Below are 23974 nucleotides of genomic sequence, written 5' to 3' on the forward strand. Positions count from 1 at the left end.
CAGGCTCGAACGGGCGTTCGACCGGCGAGCCTCCCCCGATCGGGCGCAAGATCGGCATACCCTGGCCCGCCATGCGGGTCCTGCACACCTCCGACTGGCACGTGGGTCGCACGTTCCACGGCCGGGACCTGCTCGCCGAGCAGGAGACCGTGCTCGGCGGCCTGGCCGACCTGGTCGCCACCGAGCGGGTCGAGGTGCTGGTGGTCTCTGGCGACCTCTACGACCGAGCGGTGCCCTCAGCCGAGGCGGTCGACACCTGCGCCCGGGTGCTGCACCGGATCGCCGAGGCGGGCGCGCAGATCGTCATCACCCCGGGCAACCACGACTCGGCGCCCCGGCTCGGGGCCTTCGCCGCGTTCGCGAAGGCGGGCGGCCTGCACCTGCGGACGGCGATCGCAAACCTGCACGAGCCCGTCCTGCTCGACGACAAGCACGGTCCGGTCGCCTTCTACGGCATTCCCTACCTCGAGCCCGAGGTCGCCCGCCACGCTCTTGGGGACCCTGAGCTGCGCGGCCACGCCGCCGTTCTCGGCGAGGCCATGCGTCGGATCAAAACCGACCTCTCTTCGCGTAAGACGCGATCGGTGGTGCTCGCGCACGCGTTCGTCATCGGCGGTGAGACCAGCGATTCGGAGCGCACCATCGCCGTAGGCGGTGTCCCGCACGTGCCCGGCGCGCTCTTCGACGGCATCGACTACGCGGCCCTAGGGCACCTGCACGGCCCGCAGACCCTCGCCGACCACCTCCGCTACTCGGGCAGCCCTATGGCGTATTCGTTCTCCGAAGCGCGCCACCACAAATCGGTATGGCTCGTCGAGCTCGACCAGCACGGCCTCGCGGGCGTAGAGCGTCGAGAGTTGCCTGTGCCGCGCGCGCTGGGCACCTTGCGCGGACAGCTAGAGGACCTCTTGGTAGACCCGGCGCACGAGCCCGAGGTCGACAAGTTCCTCTCTATAGAGCTCACCGACCAGGTGCGCCCGATCGACGCCATGCGCAGGCTGCGTGAGCGCTTCCCGCACGCACTGCACCTGGACTGGATGCCTGAAGGCGGTAAGCCGCGCGTCCGTCGGTTCAGCGAGACTGTCAAAGGGCGCACGGACGAGGAAGTCGCGTGCTGCTTCGTCCAGGACACCCGCAACAGCCCGCCGACCGACACCGAGCGCGCGCTGCTCCGGGAGGCTCTTGCTGCCGTCGCAGGTAAGGAGCGCGAGTGAGGCTGCACCACCTGGAGTTGACGGCGTTCGGGCCCTTCGTGAACAGGGAGACCGTCGACTTCGACGCTCTAGGTGCCGAGGGCCTGTTCCTCCTGCACGGAGACACCGGCGCGGGTAAGACCACCTTGCTCGACGCGGTCGCTTTCGCTCTCTTTGGGGCGGTTCCGGGCGCGCGCGCCGAGGCCAGGCGGTTGCGGTGCGACTACGCGGACCCGGACACACACACCGAGGTGACGCTGGAACTGACGGTCCAGCAACACAGGCTCCGCATCACGCGTAGCCCAGAGTACGAACGCCCTAAGAAGCGCGGCGGCGGCACTACGAAGCAGAACGCCAAAGCATCGTTGACTTGGGTCGGGAAGGCCCCCTCTGGCCACCAGCCTGAGGGTGTGACGCGGATCGACGAGGTGGCCCGCGTCGTCGAGCGGCTGCTCGGGATGACCAAGGAACAGTTCTTCCAGGTGGTGCTGCTGCCGCAAGGCGAGTTCGCCCGATTCCTGCGGTCGTCCACTGAGGACCGGGAGAAGCTGCTCGAGAAGTTGTTCGGCACCGAGCACTTCGAGCGGGTCGAGCAGTGGTTCCGCGACCAGCGCCGCGAACTCGGGCGTGAACGCGACGAACGCCTGACGGCGACCAACGTGCTGCTCGCCCGGTTCGCCCAGGCGGCGGGGATCGAGCCGCCGGACCAGCCGGAGATGGCCTGGCTGGAGGTGGTCCTGACCGACGCCGAGAAAGCGGCGACCAACGCCGCCGAAGCGGCCACGGCGACCGGTAGGCGGCGTGACCGGGCCGACGAGGCGCTGGTCGACGGTCGCGACCTGCAGCAGCGGGTGAAGCGCGTCCACCGGGCGGTCAACGGCCTCGCCGAGCTGGCACACCAGGCAGCCGACCGTGCCGCGTGGCGGGACGAGTTGGCGGCCGCTGAGCGCGCGGTCCCGGTCGTCGCGGCCACCGAGCAACTGATGACGCTGGAACGCCGCGCGGACGACGCGGACGGCGTAGTCACCGCCCGCGCTGAAGCCGTTGCCGGGTGGGGCTATACCGAGGCAGACGCCGCATTGCCGACACTGCGCGAGTCCGTGGGCAAGCTGCGCGAAGAAGCCGGTGGCTTGGCGACCCTCGTGGCCGAGGCCGAACGCCAGCACGCCGACAAGCGTCGGTTCCGCGACCTGGTTCTACGCGAAGAGGAAGTCCGCGCGCAGGTAGCGGACGCCGAGAAGAAGTTGGCTCTATACCCAGACAGGATCAAGAAGGCACGAGAAGACCTAACGGCCGCGACGACCGCGCGCGCTGAGTTGGTCGGCTTGCGCGCTCGCCGGTCTGAGATCGACGCGGCCCTAGGTAACCGAAAGGCCCTACCTGGCGCGCAGAAGGCCGTAGTCGGCGCAGAAGACGCCCAACGCGCAGCCACGGACGCACACCAGTCCGCCCGCGAAGAGGTCCAACGCCTCCGCCAACTCCGCTTGGACGGAATGGCAGCAGAACTTGCGGCAGGCCTATCCGACAACCACCCCTGCCCGGTCTGCGGAGGCCGCGACCACCCGAACCCAGCGTCAACCCCCACGGGCGCCGCGACCGCTGCCGACGAACGGAAAGCCCAGGCAGCCGAGGTAGCGGCTCTGCGCGTGCGTGAGCAGTCAGGCGCCACTCTCACCAAGGCCCGCGCCGCCGTCGATGTACTCAACGAGCGCCTTGCCCCTTGGGGCGGACACGACCTAGCAACCGCCTACACCGACGCCGACAAGGCGTACACCCGCGCCAATGACATCGCCTCACGCCACCCGGCCCTAGATCGCGCCCTGCGCAACGTCGAGCGCGAACAGGAAGCCCTGCGCGACGGGCACGCCAAGCAAGACCGTGAGGCTGCCAGGCTCGCCTCTGAGGCCGCCGAACTGAAGTCCGCCATAGACCGCCGAGAAACCATTGTCGACCAGGCCCGTGGCACCCACGCCTCCGTAGCCGACCACCGCCACCACGTCCTCGAGACAGTCACCGCCATAGACGCCTTGATCGAGGCGCACACCGCAGCCCTTACTGCCCACGACCGCGTCCGTGAGCAGCGCGACGCTCTTACAGACACGGTCTCCTCGGCTGGCTTCGCCGAGCTAGCGGAAGCTCTTGCCGCTGCTCGCACAGAGCCGATTATCGACAAACTGCGAACCCGGATCACAGAAGCCGCCGAAGCCGAACAGCAACACCGGTCGACCCTCCTAGAGCCCGAACTCTTCGGCCTAGAGGCAGACCTGGACGTCGACCTGGCCCCGCTACTCGCCCGCGCTGCGGCTGCTCGTGAAGACGCCGAGGAGGCGGTTGCTGTCGCGCGAGAGACGAGCTCCCGGTTGGAGCAACTGTCCGGCCTTGGAGGCCGACTGAGGGTGGCCTGGGCCGAGCTGGAGCCGCTAGAGGCCGAGTACGCGGAGCTGGACGCACTGACGGACGTGGTCAACGGACGCGGCCAGAACTCCACAAAGATGTCGCTGCGCTCCTACGTGCTGGCAGCACGCCTAGAGGAAGTCGCCACAGCCGCGTCTTCGCGCCTGCGCAAGATGACCCAGGGGCGGTACTCGTTCGAGCATTCGGCTGAGGCGGGTGCCCGCGGTACGCGCGGCGGGCTGGGGCTCGACGTGCTGGACGACTACTCGGGGATGACCCGACCCGCGAAGACGTTGTCGGGTGGGGAGTCGTTCGTGGCTTCGCTGGCGCTGGCGCTCGGGTTGGCGGACGTGGTGGCGGCGGAGAGCGGGGGAGGGGCGTTGCTGGACACCTTGTTCGTGGACGAGGGGTTCGGGACGCTGGACGCGGGGACGCTGGATGAGGTGATGGCGATCCTGGATGAGCTGAGGGATGGGGGGCGGGTGGTGGGGGTCGTGTCGCATGTGGACGAGTTGCGGCAGCGGATTCCTACGCGGGTGCGGGTGCGGAAGGGGCGGGGTGGGTCTGCGCTGGAGTTGACGGTGTAGGGGTTGTCCACAACGGCTTTGGTTGTCCACAGGGGCTGTTTGCGTCGCCTGATGTGGTGGGGCGCCTCGGTAGGCTGTGTATTCGGGGGATCTTGGGTTAGATGATCTTCGGCTCGCCTGCGGCATTGCGCTGGATCCGGGGTGGTGCGGTGTGCTCGATGGAGCGAACTTGTTTTCGCGGGGCCCCTGCGCCAGTCGTGGCAGGACCGCAAAGCTGGGGCCGAAAAGCGTGGCCCTGTCCGCGCTGAAACGCTACGACTGCCGCTCCCCCACGCAAAACAAGTCCGCCCCATCGAGCAGTTGGCACCTCGGGTTCCGAGTGTCCAGTGGTCGGCAATGCTGTCGGAGTCGGGTGGTTGGGGTGGCGGGGTTGGCTCGGGGGGCTGGGGTGGCACCAGCGGGTTCCGGGAGCGGTGATCGAGTTGGCGGGGTTGGTTCGGGGGGCTGGGGTGGCGGGGTCGGTTCGTGGTGGCTGGGTGGGCTCGATGGGGCGAACTTGGTTTGCGCGGGGCCCCTGCGCTACCCGTGGCAGGACCGCAAAGCTGGGGCCGAAAAGCATGGCCCTGCAGCGCACAACGCTACGGATACCGCCACCCCACACAAACCAAGTCCGCCCCATCGAGCATTGGGTGGGCGGCTTCCGGGGAGCGGTGGGTTGGCTCGCGGGGCTGACTCGGTGGGGCGGGTTGGCGGGACCGGCTCGGGGGGCTGGGTTGGCGGGGCCGGTTCGTGGGGTGTGGGTGTGCTCGATGGGGCGAACTTGGTTTGCGCGGGGCCCCTGCGCTACCCGTGGCAGGACCGCAAAGCCGGGGCCGAAAAGCATGGCCCTGCAGCGAGGCAAGGCTACGGGCACCGCCACCCCACGCAAACCAAGTCCGCCCCATCGAGCATCTGGCACCGGAAGTTCCGAGTGTCCAGTGGCTGGGTTCGGTGGTCGGAGTCGGGTGGCGCCTATAGGCCCTGGGCGCCTCAAAGGCGGTGGTGTGTCAGTGGCTTGGGGGACAAGGGGTTGGGGTTAGGGCGAATGGTCTAGACAGTGGGGCCTGCGGCGCGTAGTAGGTGCATTCCGGCGTAGGAGCGCCAGGGGCGCCAACGGCGGCCGTGTTCGGAGAGGGCTTCCATACTGGAGGGGAGGCCGAGGGCTCGGGCTCCGTTCCGGAGCGCCAAGTCCTGCGGTAGTAAGACATCTGGGTCGCCGAGGAGGCGCATTACTACGTAGCCTGCTGTCCACGGGCCGATGCCGGGGTAGGACTGCAGGCGGCTTCGTAGGGCTTCCCCGTCCACCCCCACGTGCAGCTCTATGTCTCCCGAGGCGATCGCCGCGCAGATGGTGCGGATCGTCTCCACTCGGCGAGCTGGGCCGGTCAGGATCTCCGGGGCTCGTTCGGCCACGGCCGCTGCTGAGGGGAACAGGGTTGTCAGGTCGCCTTCGGGGGCGAGGAGTTGTTCGCCGACGGCTTCGGTGAGGCGGCGGGCGGCTGAGCGGGCGGCGGCCACGCTGACCTGTTGGCCCAGGAGCGCCCGCACGACCGTCTCGGTGCCGTCCACGCTGCCGGGGACGCGGATCCCGGGTATCGCGGCCACCGACACCGCCAGGGCCGGGTCGGCGGCCAGCACGCCGTCCACGGCGGCCGGGTCGGCGTCGAGGTCGAAGAGCCTGCGGAGGCGGGAGACGGCGGTGCTGAGGTCTCGGAGGTCGGCCAGGCGCAGCGTGCATTCGACGTGGGTGCCCGCCGGGCGCAGGTGGGCGGTCGCCGAGCCGTGGGGGAGGCGCAGGGTTCTGGCGTAGCGGCCGGGGCGGGCGGATTCGACGCCGGGGATGGCTCTGGCGGAGAGGAAGGCGAGGATCCCGGCGGCGTCGAACGGGGTGCGGACGGGTAGGCGGAGGCGGACCCGACCGGCGCCCGCGTGGTGCCTGCCGCGTCCGGCGCGCTGGGCCGCGACCCGCAGTTCCGACGGTGTGGTGGCGAAAACCGAGCGGATCGTGTCGTTGAACTGGCGCACGCTGGCGAACCCGGAGGCGATGGCCACGTCCGACACCGACATCGTGGTGGTCTCGATCAGCAGCCGCGCGGTGTGCGCGCGGTGCGCCCTGGCCAGCGCCAGCGGTCCGGCGCCCAGTTCCGCGGTCAGCACCCTGGTCAGGTGCCGTTCCGAGTACCCGACCCGGCGGGCCAGGCCGGGCACGCCCTCGCGCTCCACCACACCGTCGATGATCAGCCGCATCGCCCGGCCCGCCAGGTCGCCGCGGGTGTCCCACTCCGGGGACCCCGGCACCACGTCGGGCAGGCAGCGGCGGCAGGCGCGGTAGCCGGCCTGCTGCGCTGCCGCGGCGGTCGGGAAGAACTCCGCGTTGCGCCGCCGCGGCGCGATCGCCGGACACGATGGTCGGCAGTACAGCCCGGTCGGTCGCACGGCGAGGAAGAACTGACCGTCGAAGCGCGCGTCGCGGGAGACGACCGCGCGGTATCCCAGCTCCGGGTCGATCAACACCCGACCATGCTGCCGGCGTGCAAGCGCAAGAGCTGGCAGGAAAGAGACATCTGCATCCGTACGGCCCACAAAACAAGTGGGACCCGCCGCGAACGGCGGGTCCCACCCGGCTTACCCCTGGGGAATCAGGTTCGGTTACGACACCGCTTGGACCACGACGTCACCCGTTCCGACGAGCACGTTGCCGTCGTTGCGGACCTCGACGTTGCCGAGCAGGACGCGGCCGGCCGCCGGGGCCTGGTTCGCGGTCACCGTGCCGGAGACCGTCCACTGGGCGCCCGCCGCGCGGGTGGCGTTGGTGTCGGTCACCGACACCGTGCCGAACGCGGGGTTGGCGAACACGTCCAGGTAGCTGTAGGTCGTGGTACCCGCGGGCACCGCGTAGCCCTGGACGAGGACGATCCAGGTGCCCGCCGCCGGGTTGGCGATGGTCACCTCCTCCTCCGAGTCGCCGTCGGCCTGCTGCCCGGCCAGCACGCAGCTGCCCGAGGTGCAGTTGAAGACCGCGAGGTCGAGGTCGGCCCCGACGTCGGAGGTCTTGCCGATCTTGGCGCGCAGCGAGGTCGACCCGGCCGGGACGACGACCTGGTACTGCTGGTTCTGGCCGTCGGTGATGCTCAGCGTGCCCAGCTTGGCGCTGCCGAGCGGGGTGCCGATCGCCTTGCCGGTGAACGGACCGAACAGGTTCTTCAGCGTGTAGCTGCGGGTCACCGGGGTGCCCTTGGTCGCGGAAGCGATCGTGTCGGGGTTCGGGGACACCGAGGCGCCCAGGACCGACGCGGTCAGGGTGAACGGCGCGTAGGCGGCGTCCGAGGTCCTGCGGGCCTCGACGACGACCTCCCAGACACCGGCCTGCGGGTTGGTCAGCGTGCGGCTGGTGGGGCTGCCCGCGTCACACCCGGCGACCGGGGGGTTGTAGCAGTTGGTCGAGGCGTTGGCCTCGATGCCGACGCCGTACGGGTGGAAGCGCAGGAAGCGCAGCTGGCCCGCACCGGCACCGGTGCCGCCGCCCTGCAGGTCGACCTTGAAGGCCGGGGTGCCCGCCGGGACGCGGTAGTAGAACTTCGCGACCTCGTTGCGGCCGAGCTGGCCGCCCTTGCGGACGGTGTAGCTGTTGGTCGCGGTGAAGTCCTCGGCCGCGATGACGGTGTTCAGCGTCTGCGCCTCGATGCCCGAGGTGAGCGGGCTGTCGAGGTTCAGGATCGCCGAGTGGATGCCCGCGGAGCGCGGGTTGACCGTCACGACGTACTTGACCGGGCTGTTCTTCGGCAGCGTGATGACCGGCGACGAGCTGAACGTGCCGTCGTTGCCGACCCACTTGGCCTGGTAGGTGACCGGGTAGTCCGAACCGGTGGTGCGGTTGAAGGTGTAGGTCCGGGTGTAGCGGTCGCCCGTCTTGACGCCCTCGCGGTCGTAGATGCCGGTGCCCACGCCCGGGGTCTTCAGCAGCGGGGACAGCACGGTGTTGACCGGGACCGACGCGGAGATGGCGGTCTGCTTGGGGTTGTCCTTGAGCAGGTTCCAGGCCTTCTTGGTGTCGATGAGGCCGTTGCCCTGCTCGTAGGCGCCCAGGCCGTCGATGAAGCGGGCGGTCGAGCGGAACGCGGTGCGGATCTGCGCGGCGGAGTGCGAGATGTTCTTCGCCTTGGCGGCGCTGACCAGCAGCGCGGCGGCACCGGCTGCCTGCGGCGAGGCCATCGAGGTGCCGTTGAACTGCGCGTAGCCGGGGGGCAGGGTGTAGGTGCCCGGGACCGGCTGGCCCAGCTGCCAGGTCGGCACGGTCGAGATGGCCGAACCGGGGGCGACGATCTCCGGCTTGAAGCCGCCGTCCTCGCGCGGACCGCGGGAGGAGAAGCCGTGCAGGCTCTCCGAGCGGCCGAGGTCGGAGCCGTAGTTGCTCTTCCAGGTCTCCTTGGTGATGTAGGAGCCGACGGAGAGCACCTTGCTGGCCACCGACGGGTCGCCCACGGTGTTCGCGCCCGCGCCCGAGTTACCGGCGGAGATGAACATCTGGACGTCGTAGGTGTCGATCAGCCGGTCGTAGAGCTCGGCGCGCGCGTTGTTGGCGTCGTTGAGCGCGGGCAGGCCACCGATCGACATGTTGATCACGTCGGCACCGGCGTCGCGGGCGGAGTAGATCATGCCCTCGAGCAGCGCGTGGTTGGTGCAGCCGGTGATGAACAGGCAGACCCGGACCGAGACCAGCTTCGCGCCGGGGGCCGCGCCGTTGACGGTGCCGCCGAAGAGGCGGTTACCGGCGACGATGCCCGCGACGTGCGAGCCGTGCGCGCCGGAGACGATGCCGATGTTGACCACGTTGTTGGTCACGTCGGTCTGCACGACGTAGGGCATGGACTCCTTGACCGCGGTGGCCGGGTTGTCCTTGCCGAAGGTGCCGATGTCGTACTTGACCTTGTAGTCGGTCATCGGCTGGTCGTCGCCGAAGTTCTTGTTCTGGTTGGTGTCGACCCAGACGGTGCCGGTCGCCGGGTTCCACAGCACGCCGAACAGGCCGCTGCTGCCCGCGGGGTTGCCGTCGCGGTTGACGTCCGAGCCGACCTCGCCGCCGAGGCGGGCGTCGCGCTCGTTGAACACGCCGTAGCGCAGCGCGCCCGACTCGTTCGGCAGGCCGTTCTCCGGGCCGGTGGTCGGGGTGGACATCTGGATCCACGTCGGGTCGTCGTCGTTGTTGACGCCGTCGGTGAAGGTCGGGTCGGTGTAGGTGACCCAGTCGGTGATCTTGCGCTCACCGGTGGAGGTCTTGTTCAGCGACGGGTGGTCCAGGTCGACGCCGCTGTCGACGATGGCGACGGTGGTGCCGCGGCCGTCCCAGGTCGGGTGCTCGTTGACGAACTGCGCCGCGTTGGTGTCACCGGTCGGCATGTAGGGGTTCACCCGCGGCGTGTTCGGGCCGGGGGCGGGCTGCGGGGTGGGGTCCGCGACGCCGGTGGGGCGCGGGTCGGGCAGCGGGACGTTCTCGTCCAGGTCGAGCGCGGTCACGCCGGGCAGCTTGGCCAGCTTGGTGACCTTGTCCACGGGGACCTCGGCGCGCACGTAGCCGATCTCGTCCTCGCGGTACTCGACCTTGGCGCCTGCCTTGGTCAGCTCGTCGACGTGGCGGGCGGCGTCGCCCTCCTTGGTCGCGATGAGGACCTTCACGGTCTTCTCGCCTGCTTGCTGGGCCTTGGCCAGCAGCTCCTGGTCGTGCTTGCCGATTCCGGGGCCCTCTTCGGAGGGCGTCTGGACGGGCGCCGCGTTGGCGGTCGGGAACGTCGTCAGGACGGCGCCTGCCACCGCGGTGGTGAACGCCATCCCGAGCGCGATCCGGCCACGCCGTCGCCTGGGGGGTTGAATCATCCCACTTCCTTCTTCCTCAGCGGGTGAGCTGGGCGCGCCCCTGAGCCTCCGGTCGGTGGACGAGCGCGGGGGCGCTCACGGAGTGTTCTTCGCGGGTGTCCCGGTGACTAGCGTCCATTTGGGCTAATCCCGTCGGGTGGCTCTAGACGATTTGGCACGCAGTGTGCTCGCATCGTCGCAAGTGGCCAGCCCGTTACCAAGCGAACGGGGGGTTTGCTGCGTATGAAGGGCCCCGGACATACATCGTTTAGTAGTCAAAACTGGGAACGGTGTTGGTAACTATTTCGCACACGACCGGGTGGCCGGGCATCCTCGGCGGGGGTCCGTAGACTCAGGCACCGTGAGTTTGACCCTCGGGATCGTCGGCCTGCCCAACGTCGGCAAGTCCACCCTGTTCAACGCGCTGACCAACAACGACGTGCTCGCGGCGAACTACCCGTTCGCCACCATCGAGCCCAACGTCGGCATCGTGCCGCTGCCGGACGACCGGCTCGACCGGCTCGCCGAGCTGTTCAGCAGCGAGCGGACCGTGCCGGCCGTGGTGTCGTTCGTGGACATCGCGGGCATCGTCAAGGGGGCGAGCGAGGGCGCGGGGCTGGGCAACAAGTTCCTCGCCAACATCCGCGAGGCCAACGCCATCTGCCAGGTCATCCGGGTCTTCGACGACCCGGACGTGGTGCACGTCGACGGCGCGGTCGACCCGCTCGCCGACATCGAGACGATCAACACCGAGTTGATCCTGGCCGACATGCAGACCCTGGAGAAGGCGCTGCCGAGGCTGGAGAAGGAGGCGCGCACCCGCAAGGAGGCCCGCCCGCTGCTCGACGCGGCCACCGCGGCCAGGGACGTCCTCGACAGCGGCCGCACCCTCTTCGCGGCCGGTGTGGACACCGCGCTGCTGCGCGAGCTGTCCCTGCTCACCACCAAGCCCTTCCTCTACGTCTTCAACGCCGACGAGGCCGTGCTGACCGACCCGGCCCGCCGCGCCGAGTTGGCCAAGCTCGTCGCCCCCGCCGACGCGGTGTTCCTGGACGCGAAGGTCGAAGCCGAACTCCTCGAACTCGACGAGGAGTCCCGCCGGGAACTGTTGGAATCGGTGGGACAGGACGAGCCCGGCCTCAACGCGCTGGCCCGAGCGGGCTTCCACACCCTCGGCCTGCAGACCTACCTGACCGCGGGCCCCAAGGAAGCCCGCGCCTGGACCATCCCCCAAGGCGCCACCGCCCCCCAAGCCGCAGGCGTGATCCACACCGACTTCGAACGGGGCTTCATCAAGGCCGAGGTCGTCTCCTACGCCGACCTGGTCGAAGCGGGCTCCATGGCCGCCGCGAAGGCCGCGGGCAAGGTCCGCATCGAAGGCAAGGACTACACCATGACCGACGGCGACGTGGTCGAATTCCGCTTCAACGTCTAGCGTGAGATAGGCGCACGCTTATCATTGCAGGTCACTGCTGTCAAACTCCCAGGTAGAAGGCGCGGAACCCCCCATCACGTATCCCGGACGTGATGGGGGGTTCCCGCTGTTTCTCACTCCCGTGCTGGGTTGGTGCTGGGTCAGACGGGGGTATCTAGTCCTTTGTGGACATCAATCTGACCGGCTGCGGCGGGCAGCTCGACAGCTCGTCGTCATCCGTGCTGGCAGTCAGTCTCAGAGGACACGGCCCGGTCGTGTCCTCGGCCCACATTGGGCTCACTTGTGTCTACCTCGCGCGGCACCAGGCGCAGGATCTCGGTCACACACTCGTCCACGAGCATCGGCGTGACCTCCCCCCGCACGTACTTCGTGGTCCCCGGGCGGACAACCTGAGCGTGAACCCAGCGGTCAAGGAGAGTCCCGCGCGACTCGATCACCCGGAACACGAAGGTTGTACCAATCGCCGGGCCCACGTAGCGGGCGTAGGCACCTACGGTCAGACAGCTACTCACAGCGTCGCCAATCGTCGTGACAGAAGCGAAACGCCGGGACCCCGTCGATCCGAGTTCCCGGCGTTCATGTGAACGAGATGTCTACTGGTGCTTCCGGAGCCATTCGGCTGCGCCAGCCAAGAGTTCGTCGATCGCACGCTGATCACTGGCAATCACAGCCGGGGCGCTCCGACCCCTCACTCGGCCCTCCTTGAACCAGATGGGCGCAAGCTCGATGACCATGTCGCGGTCAAGTCCAGTGAGGTCGGAGATGCCCTCGGGGGTCGCCCCTGCCCACCCGCATAGATTCGCCACTGCGGTCCGCGCCACGCCGATGAAGTAGGCGTACTCGGGCGATTCACCCGGCCAGTTCGTAGTGGCCTCAACGGCTGCTGCGGCGAGGGCGGAGTAGTCGCCCTTGCCGTAGGCCGGGTCATGGAACCCCACCAGCTCCCAGACGACCGAAGGCGAGAAGTCAGCCTGGGCCAGGTCCATACCCTGGCGGGTGGCCTCCTCCACCAGTTCGAGTGCCATACCTGCAATGTCGAAGTCGTTCAGCCCGCACTGGCGTGCGACGAAGTCGATGCTCGGGTGCATCGCCAGCACGAGCTTGACCACCTCCTCGACCTTCAAAGCCATGCGATCCTCTGCAAGCTCGAACATGCGCGTCGTTCCTCTCCGATACCTGGACATGCAGAAGGCCCCTGGCATGTTGCCAGGGGCCTTCCGAAGCTTCGATGTGAAGGTTGACGGACACAGCTCCGCCTGTGACCGCCACAGTAGCTCAAGCGCCCAGCAGCGACCATCCCCCGATCGAATGAAGACTGGCTGCACCTGCCGCACTCGGGGGCAGCGAGGTGACCGTGCTTCAAGGTCGGCTGTCGTGCTGACCAGCCAGACCCGGGGACTTGACGCGCGACAATAAACCACCTGGCTGCCGGGACCCCCGAACCAACGCAAGCTTCGTCGCGACCGGGGCAGCGGCCGAGCAGGGCGGCCCGCCCGCCTGGGGCGACGTCATCCGTTCGTGTAGGGCGCGAGGGGCCGTACCCTGGTGTCAGCATCTTCGCTGGGGGATCTGTATCCCGCCCGACGGGCGTGGGCAGTCTGGCGAAGCCCTGCGGGCGAAGGTGAGGAAGGCGCATGTCGGTCGACGAACTCGCGGGGCTGCCGTTGGGCGCCCGTTTGAAGGCCATCCGCGAGCGTAAGCACAAGTCACGTTCGGTAGTCGCGGGCCTTGTTGGCAAGTCAGAGAGCTGGTTGAAGAAGGTCGAGAGTGGGGAGCTCCTAGAGCCACGGACGGCCATGCTCGTACGACTGGCCGAAGCCCTCGAACTCCACGATCTTGCTGAGTTGACCGGGGACAAGGGGCTCACGATCTCCGTCGGAGGACGCACTGGGCACCACGCGGTTCCGGCGATGCGCCATGCCATCGAGGCGCCGATACTGGTGGTAGGTAGCGACCCCTTGCCTGACGCATCAGTGTTGACCGCGAGGGTCGTAGACGCTTGGGCGCTGTGGCACTCGTCCCCGACGCCCAGAGCGGCTGTGGGCGCCGTCCTACCACGGATCATCACCGATGGCCGTCGCGCTACACGAATGCTGGAAGGTCTGGAGCGCAGGCAAGCGTACGCAGCGCTCTCTTCCGCGTACGCGCTGTCCGAACAGCTACTTGCGTGGGTAGCCGATAGTGCCTTGCTCTGGCTTGCCGCTGACCGGTGTATGAACAGCGCGGAACAGGCCGACGATCCTTTGGCTCTGGCCAGCGCGGCGTGGGTCGTCGGCAACGTTTGGAGATCAACTGGGCGAGAGGACGAAGCTCTGACGTTGGCGCATGAATCAGCAGATCTGCTGAGCGCTCAGCTTGAAGAGAGCGAGGAGGCTCGCGCCCTGTGGGGCGCAGTTCGGCTGCATGGGGCGATCACCGCAGCACGAATGGGCCGTGAAGGCGATGCGCTCAATCTGATGGATCAGGCCGCAAGTATGGTCCGTCGGCTACCGGGTAGCTACGCCCATCCGAGCACACTGTTCGGAGCAGCCAACGCCGCGCTCACGGGCGTCAGTGTGCATGTAGAGCTCCGCAAGGGCGGGAGAGCAGTCGAGACCGCTGAGGACGCCGACCCTGACTCAGTTCCGTCGCTGGACCGTCGCGCCCGGGTCTGGCTGGAGGTCGCACGAGGTTACCGACAGCGCAAGGACACGACTGCTGCGCTGCACGTGCTCCATCGCGCAGTTACCACCAGTCGCGAGTCGATGTCATGCCACCCGCTGGCACGCACTCTGGCGGTCGATCTGGCCACGAATGGGGGAAAGATCGTGCAGCGCGAGGCTCGTGCCCTCGCTGGAGCTCTAGGCGTTGACCTATAACCCCAGGTCAGATGGGGTAGGTTTTGTACCCCTTCCCATACAGCCCCAAACTGTACCCCTTGTCCAGGATCTGTCCGCCTACCGTCGGTCCAACCCGACGCGGAGGTGACAGGTGCAGCAGCGATCACGAGTTTTGGACACGAGTCCGACCCGACACACGACACCGCTGCTCACACCTCGGGGGCCACTGAACGCACCAGAGGACGAGCAACCCAACGCCGCGGCGACCACCTCTGGGCCGCTGGCAGAGGTGCACGCAGCTACATCGTCAAGCTGCCGTACTCCAGTCTCTACGCGGACGCCCCGCGGCGCCTCGGTCGCCTCACAGAACGCGGTAGAGAACTGCATGTGGGCGCCGATTGTTAAGTTCCGGCGCAGCGACTCTCCTACGGTCGACGTCTCGTGACGACCATCCTCGCCATGCCCGCCGTGCTGCTGACCTTTGGTCTGCTAGCAGCGATTGGCCGTATTGCTCCCTGGCCCGACCATCGCGCAGCGGAGAGGCGTCAACGTGGCCTCCCGCGTTGACCCGAAGGTCTATGCCGAAGCTGCCGCCCGCAACGCGTATCGCGATAGAAAGGTCCAACTCCTATGGGACGCAGGGGCAACCTTCCTATTCAACGGGATACCTGCGACGAGACCCGCAGTGGCCATAATTCGCTACTGGGAGGGCGCTGGCTGTGCTGACGTGGTCATCCTTCGAAGCTCGCTCAATGGCGTCGTATACAGAACCAATCTACTGGGCAGCAACGGAGCCGAGGTCGACGTACTTCTACCACGCCGGGTGATCTGGGGGTTCTTCGAGAAAGAGAACTCCAACAACGCGCTTCGGATGATGTCTGAACAAGCGCACCCAAGAGTGCCCACTCAAGATCTTTGGGACTTTCCCCAGAATTTGGGGCTTGTTCGCGCCGACAGTGCGGAGTGCCATGTCGGGAACCCGAACAAGGTTGCGCCGAAGATTCGCTGGTCACAGCGACATTCGAGGATGACCGGCAGGGAAGTCGAATGACGGACGACCTCGGCGCCCGGCGGTATCTGGATCATCTGATCGACGGGCTTGAACGTGGCGAGCTGGATCGGATGACCAAGTACGTTGAGCGGATGTACGCATTCAGGCCGCCCCCACCGGAGCTGCCTGGATCGAACCCGACCAACACACACAAGTCCGAGCCGACGCATTCAAATGTGATCCAGTTTCCACGGCCGCTGGGGAACCAGCTCCCTGAAGACAATACGTGATCGACGCCGTCCCGACTTAGACAACAGGAACGGAATCAGACAGAAGTCCAATGACCCATGCGAGGTAGAACCTTTGGATAGCGACCAAATATTCTTGGAGTTGACGGCACTAGGCCCATCGACTGCCCAGATCCTCCCTAGGTGGACTAGCCGAGGGTGGGAAACTCTGGGGTTAGAGCCGGGCAACGTATATCTCTGGTATCCCGCGAGCTTTGGTGGAAAATGGACCAAGGAGCGGCCAGAGCGTAGGCGACTAGTGCCGATTGGCGAGTTTGGCTTGAACGGGCTGGAGGTAGCTCTTCACAAGGAGGACGACTCTCTGCTCGCAAGATTCTGCACGGCAGGGGTAACCGAGGGGTGCAGCGACCATCGTAGCGACAAGTACACGCTAGAGATCCCAAATGGTCACACTCCCGTCGGGCTGGAAGAGATCGAGCGATCCGCGAGTCAGATGGATGTGCCACAGTTGGCCGTGTGTCTAATCTTCGGAAAGTGCTCCTTTCGAACAGATCCACTACTTTCCACTTTGCCCTAGCATTCTGATGCGCGTTAATCATCGCGAAGGAAAAGTATGAGCTGCCCGGCTTCCTTCTCGGCGTCCGGCCACGGATGCATGGGGTGCCCCGTGTGTGTAGCGAAGCAATACGAGGAGCGCACCGGCGAGCCCCTGAAGCAATCAGGCACCAAGCCAAACGGCGCTAAGCCTGCCAGCGGCGCCAAGCCCGCCAAGTCGAACTAGCCCGGATTACAGCAGTACTCTGAGCCACCCAAGGAGATGGTTGCCGTGTTCGGCCGATTCAAAGCGCACCGATACAGGCTCAAGGTTGCGATATGGGCTGCGTACGCGATGGCGGCCGTCTCCGTCTCCGGGTGGGTAGCCTTGTCTATCCAGATTCGGACGCAAGTACCTTGGTGGAGGCTTCCCAGCTTGGCGTTTGTGGCGATGATCTTATGGGCCGGGCTTCTCGGATGGATCTTCTTGCCGAAGCTGTATACGTATCCAGGGCGGCGTGTTCCTCGCAGGAGATGCGCTCGAAACAAAAGGAGGATCCACCGGAAGAAATCGAAAGATCTCAATGGAACCGACTGTCGACCATCCGTGGCTGGTGATAATCTACCACCAACGGGAACAGAATTTAGTTCCTAGATGCGCTTCTCGAACACCTCCAAATTGGCAACACTTCAAGACCCAAGGTTCAAACATTGAAGTTGAAAATCCCAGGCGAGATTGCCGCAAGGTTCGTTGACGTCGCACATCGTCAGACCATACCCCTGTTCGCCGACGAACAGGGCATAAGCCCGTCCAGCGCGCGGCGGCTCCTTACTAGAGCGGGACTGCATCGCCCCGAGTGGCCCCACTTCCTCGGCTTGGACGCGCAGGGACTTGTGTCAGCCGTCAAGGCCAAAGCCATTGGGGGTATGACGGCTGCCGCAATCTCACGGGCAACCGGGATACCTGTAGCTTACATACGAGAAGTATGCAGAGGAGTCGTGCGTTGCCCTGGCATAACCGGTGTTGCCACCAAAATCGGAACCAGTTTGCCAACCAGTGCGTATCGGCAGCGCCCGGCTTCGGACAGGGCGTTAGCACTCCGATGGGCCTCGAACAAGACATCCATCCTTGAGTTCGCAGAGAAAATTGGGCGTACTCCAACTGCGGCGCGGCGACTGCTTGAGGACGAAGGTATCCACTCTCCCGAATGGCCGGACTTGCTTGGAATCGGCGCGAAGCTCCGGGATGGAGTGATCGCGGAGAAATACAAGTCTGGGATGAGCTTGAGCCAGATTTCCACAGCTACGTGTATCTCAATTCGGGAGGTAAAGCGAATCCTCGACGTCTGCGGCGTGTCAATCAGAGGGAAAACACGCGGCCCACTACCCGTATCTGATGCGCAGCCCACACTGGATCGACCCGGAAGATAGCGACCAATGGCGACGACCGAACCCAGTGATGAGCCCGGAGCGCGCCGCGGCCTTGCGGGGCCCGTACAGGTAGCAGCAGGCAGGATCATTCGAAGGCAGCGTGAAATGTTGAAACTGACTCGCGCTCAAGTTATTGCGTTGCTGGATCTTGAAATTCATTCTCAAACGCTGGCCACATACGAACTTGGCATACGTTCGATGTCCCTAGAACGCTTCGTCGAGATATGCCTAACGCTGCGACTGGATCCTGCGGAAGTAATCGCCCAGGCCCGGGTCGATATGGTCACCAAAAAGCCTGTTACGGTCAATCTGATCAGGTTGTCAGAGGCGCGAACCAAGAAGCTGGGGCCACTCAAAGGATGGGCCGCCATGGTGTCTTCAGGGTACAACACCTCGGAGTATGTGGTCGAGCCTGTAGAACTACGTGGCTGGGCTTTGCGGCTTGGCATGTCACCCGACGAACTACAGGATCTTCTTGAGAAGGTGGCGTGAAGATCGCAAGTTGCGTATAAGGTTCGGACACGTGTCAATCGAGAGCGAAGTCAAGCGATTACTCTCTCTGAGAGAGTCAGTCGTGGCGTCTGCCGTGGCGTTAGCGCCCTACGCCGAGTGGGTCGACGAGGCAACTCGTGACGTCCAGTCCATCCTTGGCCAGTCCGCCCGAATCAGCGTGGTCCTAGGGTTGCTAGAGCTAGTAAGAGAAAGCCTCGGCACGCTCGAACAAGTCGTAGTCCAGGCAAGCACCGCGATCGCTACCGCTGCAAGCCACCATGGCGGTCCTGCGGCGACGGGGCCTGCGGCAGGTACGCGACAGGAGCTGGCCCCCACAGCCCAGGCTAGTGACGACGATGGACTGCGGCGCGCCACCTTCGGGCATAGCGACTCGACCAACTACAAGAAGACGTTCTTTGCCGCACATCCGGATCTCAAGGGCAAGGTGTGGGTTCATCATGCCGTGGAACAGCAAGCGATGGAGCGCTTCCCAGAGGCCGGATTAACATCCGAGGAGATCCACTCGCTAGAGAATCTGAGGGGGATACCGACAGGGGAGACCAATAATCGAATACATCTGAGCGCAATACGGAAGGAGTGGAACAAGTTCTATCGAGCGAACAAGAACAAGAAGGTAACAAAGGAGAAGTTGCTCGACTGGGCGACGTCAGTGGACGAGAAGCACGGGACTGAGTTCCGTCCTCCGGTAAGGTGAGGCATGTGACGCACTACTATCAGCTTGAACCGGAGGTTCCTGGGGAGCTCGGGCCCGGCTCCGACGTGGACCGCTCGGCCGCCCCCTGGGTAATCCGCCGTGTGGAGTTCGCGTTCCACGACTGGCTTGGCGATGACCTGATCACTTCGGACCCTATATTCCTGGTGACCGCAGCGATGGCGGACAAGCTCGACGAGTCCGGGTTGACCGGGTTCGAGCTTCGCGAAGCGGCGATCACGCGGGCTTCTGAGGGACTCGACATGATCGAAGACTTCGAGTCCTACCCCGCGTTCAGGTGGCTGGACGTCGTGGGCAGGGCGACGGTAGACGACTTCGGCCTGGACCTTGAAGGCGCGCTGGTCGTCTCTGGCTCCGCGCTGGAGGTCCTCGAAACCGGGCGCCTTGATCAGTGCGACAAGACTCCGCTCTCGCCGTAGCAGCAAGTTCTCGGAGCCTGAAATGCCAAAAGCCCCGTCCGAGTGGACGGGGCTTTGGCCTTAGCGGTGCACGTCAGGTGTGGCCTGGCGAGGTCTACCTTCCACCACTGAGACAGCACGCGTCAGGAAGCTACGAGTGGCAGCAGACGCGCGAGGGCGTAGGCAGCCTGTGCTGGCACAACGCCGTTGCCCGCGGCCTGCTCTACCTCCCGTGAGGTGATGCCAGGTACACGGGAGAACCATCCTTCTGGTAGGCCCATGACCCATTCGCCGAAAGCCGCGCTGGTCCGCCGACCTCCGCGCGGACCTACCGACAGGGGGTACGGGGCTGGACGCCCTAGGATGCGACCCCATCGGGTGATGGCTGGCGCGAAGCGTCCCCAATCGGCAGGGCTCGCAGGGTCGAGACCATCATCGGCGTATCCCGTTTGTACTCGGCTGCGCAGATGCCTCTCGTAGAGTCGCTCGCTCTCGGTGTCGCTAGCAACGATAATGATTCGCTCCCGTTTGTGGGGTGCGCCAATGTCGGAAGCGCGTACGCACAGCCATCCCGCACGATACCGGCTTTGGGCCAAGTTACCGAGGACTTCGTCGAACCCCTTGCTGAGATGGCCTCGCACGTTCTCCAGGACAACGAGTCCGGGTCGTAGTGTGCGAATAGCTTCTGCGATGTAAGGCCAGATGTGCCGTTCGTCTTCGACTCCTCGTCTTTTGCCAGCAACGCTGAAAGGCTGGCACGGATAGCCAGCCGTCAAGATGTCGACGCGCCTGACATCGAGCCAGTCGGCCTCCTTCACATCGCCAAGGTTGGGGATGCCGGGGCGGTTGTGCTCGAAGATCCGCTGAGCGGTCTTGTCGATATCCGAGTACCAGGCGGTCTTCGACCAAAGGACGGTCTCGACCGCCAAGTCCAGTCCCCCGTAGCCCGTGCACAGGGAGCCGATTGTCAATGGCTCCAGTGGCTCGTCCTTCGTGCTTGAAGGCTGCGCCCTACGTCCTCCGCTAGCCAAAGGCGATCCCAGCGACAGTGAGGGTCAGGAGCAGGACCACGAGCCCGGCCGCGGCGATCGCGCGCAGGCGGCTGGCAGCTCGAAACACGTCGTCCGGAAACTGGGTCGGCTCTGCGCAGTCGTGGTGCCTGGTCAAGCGGCCTCCGTTTTGCAGAAGTGATCGCGATTCAAGAGGAACTCGGGTACATCTTGAGGCTTCATGCAAGGGTGTCTCCTTCAGTCACTAGACCGATCAGGTGGTGCTCTCTGGGGTTTGGATAGAGAACCTCTCTAGTGTTCGGCGCCGTACAATGAGCCCCAGGACCGACTACCCACTTCTGGGTCGGTGTCGACCAGAACTGGCCCCATCTGTTCGGCCATAAGGTTCGCGATCCGGTCAGCGCCCCAGTTCGCGCGGTCGGACGGTAAGGACGCAACGACCTCGTCGTGGATTGGAAGGCGTAGGTAGGGAGTGAACCCCGCGCGGTGGAGCTTCACCAAGCCGCGGCACGTGACATCGCGACTGGTGGACTGAACTACGTAGTTGAGTGCCGCGTATGAACGGCTTGGGTCAACGGGCAATCGGCGCCCGGATGGGGTGGTGACATAGCCCTGTCCGGCTGCCACCTTGGCGAGCTGGCGGGAGTAAGCCGCTACACCGGGGTACCTGCGGTCGAAGGCGTCTACGACGCTCTTGGCGGTGTCCATGCTGATGCCGGTCGCTTCGTGCACCATCTTGGCGGCGCCGCCGTAGACGCGGCCGAAGTTCACCGTCTTGGCGATCTTGCGGTGCTGTTTGTCGTTGGCTTCCGGACCGAATGCGGCTCGGGCGGTCATCATGTGCAGGTCGGCGCCTTCGGCGAAGGCCCGGATCATCGTCTGGTCTCGGGCAAGGGCGGCAAGTACTCGTAGTTCTTGTGCCTTGTAGTCAACAGATGCGATGAGTTGGCCTTCGTCTGCGATGAAGCATCTGCGGATGATCCAGTCGCCTGCGGGCAATGTTTGCGCCGGAATGCCGGTGATCGACATTCGTCCGGTCCGTGCTTGCAGAGTGTTGATCGAGGCGTGGCACCGGCTGTCGACATCCATCTCACGCAGGAAGGTGTCGACCCATGTGGTCCGCCACTTTCGCGCCCTCTTGGCTTCTTTCACTGCTTTGGCGAACTGGTCACCTTGAGCCACTAACGTATCCAGCAGTGTCGAGTTGACTTGCCGCTTTCCGCTGGGTGTACGCCCGTTGATGATCACGCCGCGGTGTTCGAGGACGTCGGCAACTTGCTCCGTGCTGTTGACGTTGTCGCACCCGAAAGACCGGGCGATCTCGGTGAATCGCTGTTCGTCAGCACTCAAGCGGGAGGAGAGCGCACGGGTGTACTCGACATCAACGAGGAAGCCGGTCCGTGCCATGGACGAGCAGATCTCCGCCACTTCGTGCTCGAAGGAGATCAGGTCACGAGCACTGTGTGGGATTCGTGGCAACAGCATCCCGACCAGCCGCGCCACGAGAATGCAGTCCATCCCGGCATAGAGGTTGTACTCAGGGTGTGCAAGGTCGATCAGTTTCCAGATCTTGGTCTTGGTGGTCTTGTGCTCTTTGGCCAGTCGGGCCATGAGTCCTTTTACTTCGGCAGCGATTTCCGTGCTGATGTAGTGATCCGTCAAGTCCTCCAGCGACGTACCGATTCCGCCCTTGTCCCGTGCTCGGGGGTCGATCAGCTTGGCAAGGATCTGCGTGTCGACCGTCTTGTCCCAGAGCTGTTCTTGGGGTATGCCCAGGTGTCGGTCGAAGACGGCGAGGTCGAACGAGGCGTTCTGGATGACGAGCTGGTCGAGGCCGAGCAGAGCACGGCGCGCCGCCTCCTCGAAGGGGCGGCCGTGCTCCACCGGAACTACCCACGCATCCGTCTTGTTGCCAAACTGCACCAATCGGACTCGATTGGTCGGGGCATAGATGTCCAAGCCCGTTGTCTCGGAGTCCACTGCCAGACCGCGCAGGTGTCGGCGGACGAAGTCCTTGAACCGAGTCAGGTCGCTTTCATGTTCGACAACATGGATGCGGACGGCCTCACCTTGAACGGTGTAGGTCTGTTCGCGCAATAGCCCTCCGGGGCGGCCTTCGAGAATCGGGCTAAACTGGGTGGTAAATTCCTCGGACGATTCGACTCACGGTCGCCCGGTTGAGGTCGAAGCGATCGGCGATCCAGGCTTGCGACCGACCCTCCTTGCTGAACCTCCGGATTCGTGCGACTTCGGCGACGCTTAGCTTCTTCCGATTGTCGACCTTGGATTTCATCACCGCGAGGTCTTGCACAACCTCACGGTATCGCGCCCGCAGCTCGTCGAGTTCCCTTTGGACGTTGACGAACGGGTCCGGACGTCGGCTGGAGTATGCGACTACCGTCACGTAGGTGTCCCTGCCCTCTTGCAGTAGGCGACCCATTTTTCGGCCGCGTAGACGACTTCCTCGGCGGGAGTGTGGATTACTAGTTCTTTGTCCTCGAACAGGACTTCGGCAGGAGAGAAGATGGATACTGCGCCGGTGACGTCGAGCACGTAGACGGTCGTCATCGCGGAAAGCCAGGCGCGCGACCCGCAAGGTCCTGTACTGAGTTCGGCGCGATGCCCGACAGCGCGTTCTCGACCTCTGCGCAGAAGCTCGCGAGTTCGCTGCCCTGGGAGGTGCTGTGGGCAGACCACATGAGGTCACGCCACGCACGGACGGTCGCGGTGACCACCACGGGCGCCTCGGTGCTGTTGGGCAGGATCGAGTGCGCTGTCTGCCTCGCTGTCGAGCGGTCCAGCCCGTTCCGCACAAGCAGGGTCATCAAGCGCTCGTAGGCGGCACGTGCGTGGACGTCCTGCTCGTGGACGATCGCCGCGGCCTGGTCGGCATCGCTGTCCGCCAGGCTCTCAAGGACCGGTGGCATCACGACTCCGACGTGATCGGCATCGAGCTCGCCGTGGGACAGGGTCGAGATCGACAGACGTCGGTGCAGACTGAGTTCTGCGATCATCGCTCGTGATGCGCCCTCGACATAGAGCGTGATGCTCACGTGCTCGAAGATCGACATGTTTCCTTGCCGGATCGCCTCGCCGAGAAACGCCCGGTTGTTCGCCGTTGCTGGGTGTGGCCGATCGAAACTGAGCGACTGAGCCCGTCCGATGAACTCGGCGACGTTATCGGCTTCTGTTCCCTCGATGTTGTAATCCATCCAATCGTCAATGGCGAAGGGAGGCCCCTCGCCGTAGATGGGAGCGAGTCGGGTGTGGGCGATGACAGAAACGTTCAACTGAACTCCTCCGCCGAAGAGCGACGTCTCTGGGGAGACGTAGGGGATTGCCTACTTGACGAACTCGGGCTTGCACTGCTCGTTGCGGTCCCGCTCCGAGCAGAAGAACCCCCGATAGGGCTTGCCCGACGACTTCGAAATGCCGCTCATGTACTTCATCGAGCCGTGCTTGCAGTAGCGTTCCTGGCCATCGGGGGCCTGCTCGGCTCCTGCGGGCTTGCCGGGCTGTTGCGAGCTGGAACCGGCCGCACTGGGCGAGTACGCCTTGTGCAGAGCCTTGGCCGCGGCGTCGGTCGCGGTGATGAGTCGGCCGATGGCGGGGCGGTCCTCAAGGCGGGCGGCGACGTGGTCCACCGTCGCGCCACGGATGACGATCCACGGCGCTTCGTATCCCGTCCCGGCCTTGAGCGTCACCGACACGGCGGCGGCCGGACTCGTCTGGTTGGGAGCGGAGGCGGGATCGCTGTCCTGCTCCCAGGAGCCGGAGCTGGTCGTGTCCTTCTGCGCCTCGTCGGCGCCGTCGTGCTCGAAGGGGTCAAAGGTCATTGAGGGTTGGGTCTCCCGTCAGTGGAATGGAAGATGGGGAATGC

General features: G+C 65.3%; 16 protein-coding genes. 8 read left to right on the forward strand and 8 right to left on the reverse strand.

Annotated elements, in window-relative coordinates:
* The first annotated feature begins 71 nt into the window (after window positions 1-71).
* Both JOD54_RS10865 and JOD54_RS10870 read left to right on the forward strand, forming a co-directional pair.
* Window positions 72-1214, forward strand: a complete 1143-nt coding sequence (locus JOD54_RS10865; RefSeq protein WP_204450410.1) for an exonuclease SbcCD subunit D — start codon at window positions 72-74, stop codon at window positions 1212-1214.
* Window positions 1211-4174 carry an AAA family ATPase gene (locus JOD54_RS10870; RefSeq protein ID WP_204450411.1) on the forward strand — a complete coding sequence of 988 codons (2964 nt, stop codon included), beginning with the start codon at window positions 1211-1213 and terminating at the stop codon, window positions 4172-4174. Before JOD54_RS10865 ends, JOD54_RS10870 begins: the two co-directional genes overlap by 4 nt.
* Before the next feature lie 1029 nt (window positions 4175-5203).
* Here the strand turns inward: JOD54_RS10870 and JOD54_RS10875 are convergent.
* Together JOD54_RS10875 and JOD54_RS10880 are read right to left on the reverse strand one after the other, a co-directional pair.
* Window positions 5204-6667, reverse strand: coding sequence for an AlkA N-terminal domain-containing protein (locus JOD54_RS10875; RefSeq protein WP_204450412.1), 1464 nt, complete (start codon window positions 6665-6667; stop codon window positions 5204-5206).
* Between the two features lie 135 nt (window positions 6668-6802).
* Entirely contained in the window at window positions 6803-10024 is a 3222-nt protein-coding gene (locus tag JOD54_RS10880; protein ID WP_204450413.1) for a S8 family serine peptidase, read from the reverse strand.
* 340 nt (window positions 10025-10364) lie between these two features.
* On the opposite strand from JOD54_RS10880, the gene ychF reads away from it, so the two are divergent.
* On the forward strand, window positions 10365-11438 hold the full coding sequence (ychF, locus tag JOD54_RS10885) for a redox-regulated ATPase YchF (RefSeq protein WP_204450414.1): 1074 nt from the start codon (window positions 10365-10367) through the stop codon (window positions 11436-11438).
* Window positions 11439-12031: 593 nt separating this feature from the next.
* Here ychF and JOD54_RS10890 read toward each other — a convergent pair.
* Entirely contained in the window at window positions 12032-12592 is a 561-nt protein-coding gene (locus JOD54_RS10890) for a hypothetical protein (protein ID WP_204450415.1), read from the reverse strand.
* 480 nt (window positions 12593-13072) lie between these two features.
* Here JOD54_RS10890 and JOD54_RS10895 point away from each other — a divergent pair, with 480 nt between their 5' ends.
* From JOD54_RS10895 to JOD54_RS10915, 5 genes are all read left to right on the forward strand, one after another.
* Window positions 13073-14296, forward strand: a complete 1224-nt coding sequence (locus tag JOD54_RS10895; RefSeq protein WP_204450416.1) for a helix-turn-helix domain-containing protein — start codon at window positions 13073-13075, stop codon at window positions 14294-14296.
* Between the two features lie 1008 nt (window positions 14297-15304).
* Window positions 15305-15538, forward strand: coding sequence for a hypothetical protein (locus JOD54_RS10900; protein ID WP_204450417.1), 234 nt, complete (start codon window positions 15305-15307; stop codon window positions 15536-15538).
* A gap of 1929 nt (window positions 15539-17467) precedes the next feature.
* Complete coding sequence (locus tag JOD54_RS10905; protein ID WP_204450418.1) at window positions 17468-17953, forward strand: helix-turn-helix domain-containing protein; 486 nt, start codon at window positions 17468-17470, stop codon at window positions 17951-17953.
* Window positions 17954-17984: 31 nt separating this feature from the next.
* Window positions 17985-18668, forward strand: a complete 684-nt coding sequence (locus tag JOD54_RS10910; protein WP_204450419.1) for a hypothetical protein — start codon at window positions 17985-17987, stop codon at window positions 18666-18668.
* 5 nt (window positions 18669-18673) lie between these two features.
* Complete coding sequence (locus JOD54_RS10915) at window positions 18674-19105, forward strand: hypothetical protein (RefSeq protein ID WP_204450420.1); 432 nt, start codon at window positions 18674-18676, stop codon at window positions 19103-19105.
* Window positions 19106-19227: 122 nt separating this feature from the next.
* Here the strand turns inward: JOD54_RS10915 and JOD54_RS10920 are convergent, their stop codons facing one another.
* The 5 genes from JOD54_RS10920 to JOD54_RS10945 all read right to left on the reverse strand — a co-directional run bounded on the left by JOD54_RS10920 (window position 19228) and on the right by JOD54_RS10945 (window position 23930).
* Window positions 19228-20115 (reverse strand): DNA cytosine methyltransferase, encoded by an 888-nt coding sequence (locus JOD54_RS10920; protein WP_307859934.1) that lies wholly within the window; start codon window positions 20113-20115, stop codon window positions 19228-19230.
* Window positions 20116-20385: 270 nt separating this feature from the next.
* Window positions 20386-22191: a DNA polymerase gene (locus JOD54_RS10925; RefSeq protein ID WP_239573337.1), complete on the reverse strand. Its 1806-nt coding sequence runs from the start codon at window positions 22189-22191 to the stop codon at window positions 20386-20388.
* Between the two features lie 303 nt (window positions 22192-22494).
* Entirely contained in the window at window positions 22495-22662 is a 168-nt protein-coding gene (locus JOD54_RS10935; RefSeq protein WP_204450423.1) for a hypothetical protein, read from the reverse strand.
* The gene (gene thyX / locus JOD54_RS10940; RefSeq protein WP_204450424.1) at window positions 22659-23384 is read right to left on the reverse strand and encodes an FAD-dependent thymidylate synthase; all 726 of its coding nucleotides are present in this window, start codon (window positions 23382-23384) and stop codon (window positions 22659-22661) included. The genes JOD54_RS10935 and thyX overlap by 4 nt, the downstream gene beginning before the upstream one ends.
* A gap of 51 nt (window positions 23385-23435) precedes the next feature.
* Entirely contained in the window at window positions 23436-23930 is a 495-nt protein-coding gene (locus tag JOD54_RS10945; protein ID WP_204450425.1) for a D29-gp49 family protein, read from the reverse strand.
* Window positions 23931-23974: the final 44 nt, after the last annotated feature.

This window comes from Actinokineospora baliensis (genome assembly GCF_016907695.1).
Lineage (GTDB): Bacteria > Actinomycetota > Actinomycetes > Mycobacteriales > Pseudonocardiaceae > Actinokineospora > Actinokineospora baliensis.

Bases quoted from the DNA above. Each gene is read 5' to 3' on its own strand.
- JOD54_RS10865 (WP_204450410.1), top strand. From the start codon at position 72: ATGCGGGTCCTGCACACCTCCGACTGGCACGTGGGTCGCACGTTCCAC.
- JOD54_RS10880 (WP_204450413.1), bottom strand. From the start codon at position 10,024: ATGATTCAACCCCCCAGGCGACGGCGTGGCCGGATCGCGCTCGGGATG.
- JOD54_RS10890 (WP_204450415.1), bottom strand. From the start codon at position 12,592: ATGTTCGAGCTTGCAGAGGATCGCATGGCTTTGAAGGTCGAGGAGGTG.
- JOD54_RS10895 (WP_204450416.1), top strand. From the start codon at position 13,073: ATGTCGGTCGACGAACTCGCGGGGCTGCCGTTGGGCGCCCGTTTGAAG.
- JOD54_RS10900 (WP_204450417.1), top strand. From the start codon at position 15,305: ATGACGGACGACCTCGGCGCCCGGCGGTATCTGGATCATCTGATCGAC.
- JOD54_RS10905 (WP_204450418.1), top strand. From the start codon at position 17,468: ATGGCGACGACCGAACCCAGTGATGAGCCCGGAGCGCGCCGCGGCCTT.
- JOD54_RS10935 (WP_204450423.1), bottom strand. From the start codon at position 22,662: ATGACGACCGTCTACGTGCTCGACGTCACCGGCGCAGTATCCATCTTC.
- JOD54_RS10945 (WP_204450425.1), bottom strand. From the start codon at position 23,930: ATGACCTTTGACCCCTTCGAGCACGACGGCGCCGACGAGGCGCAGAAG.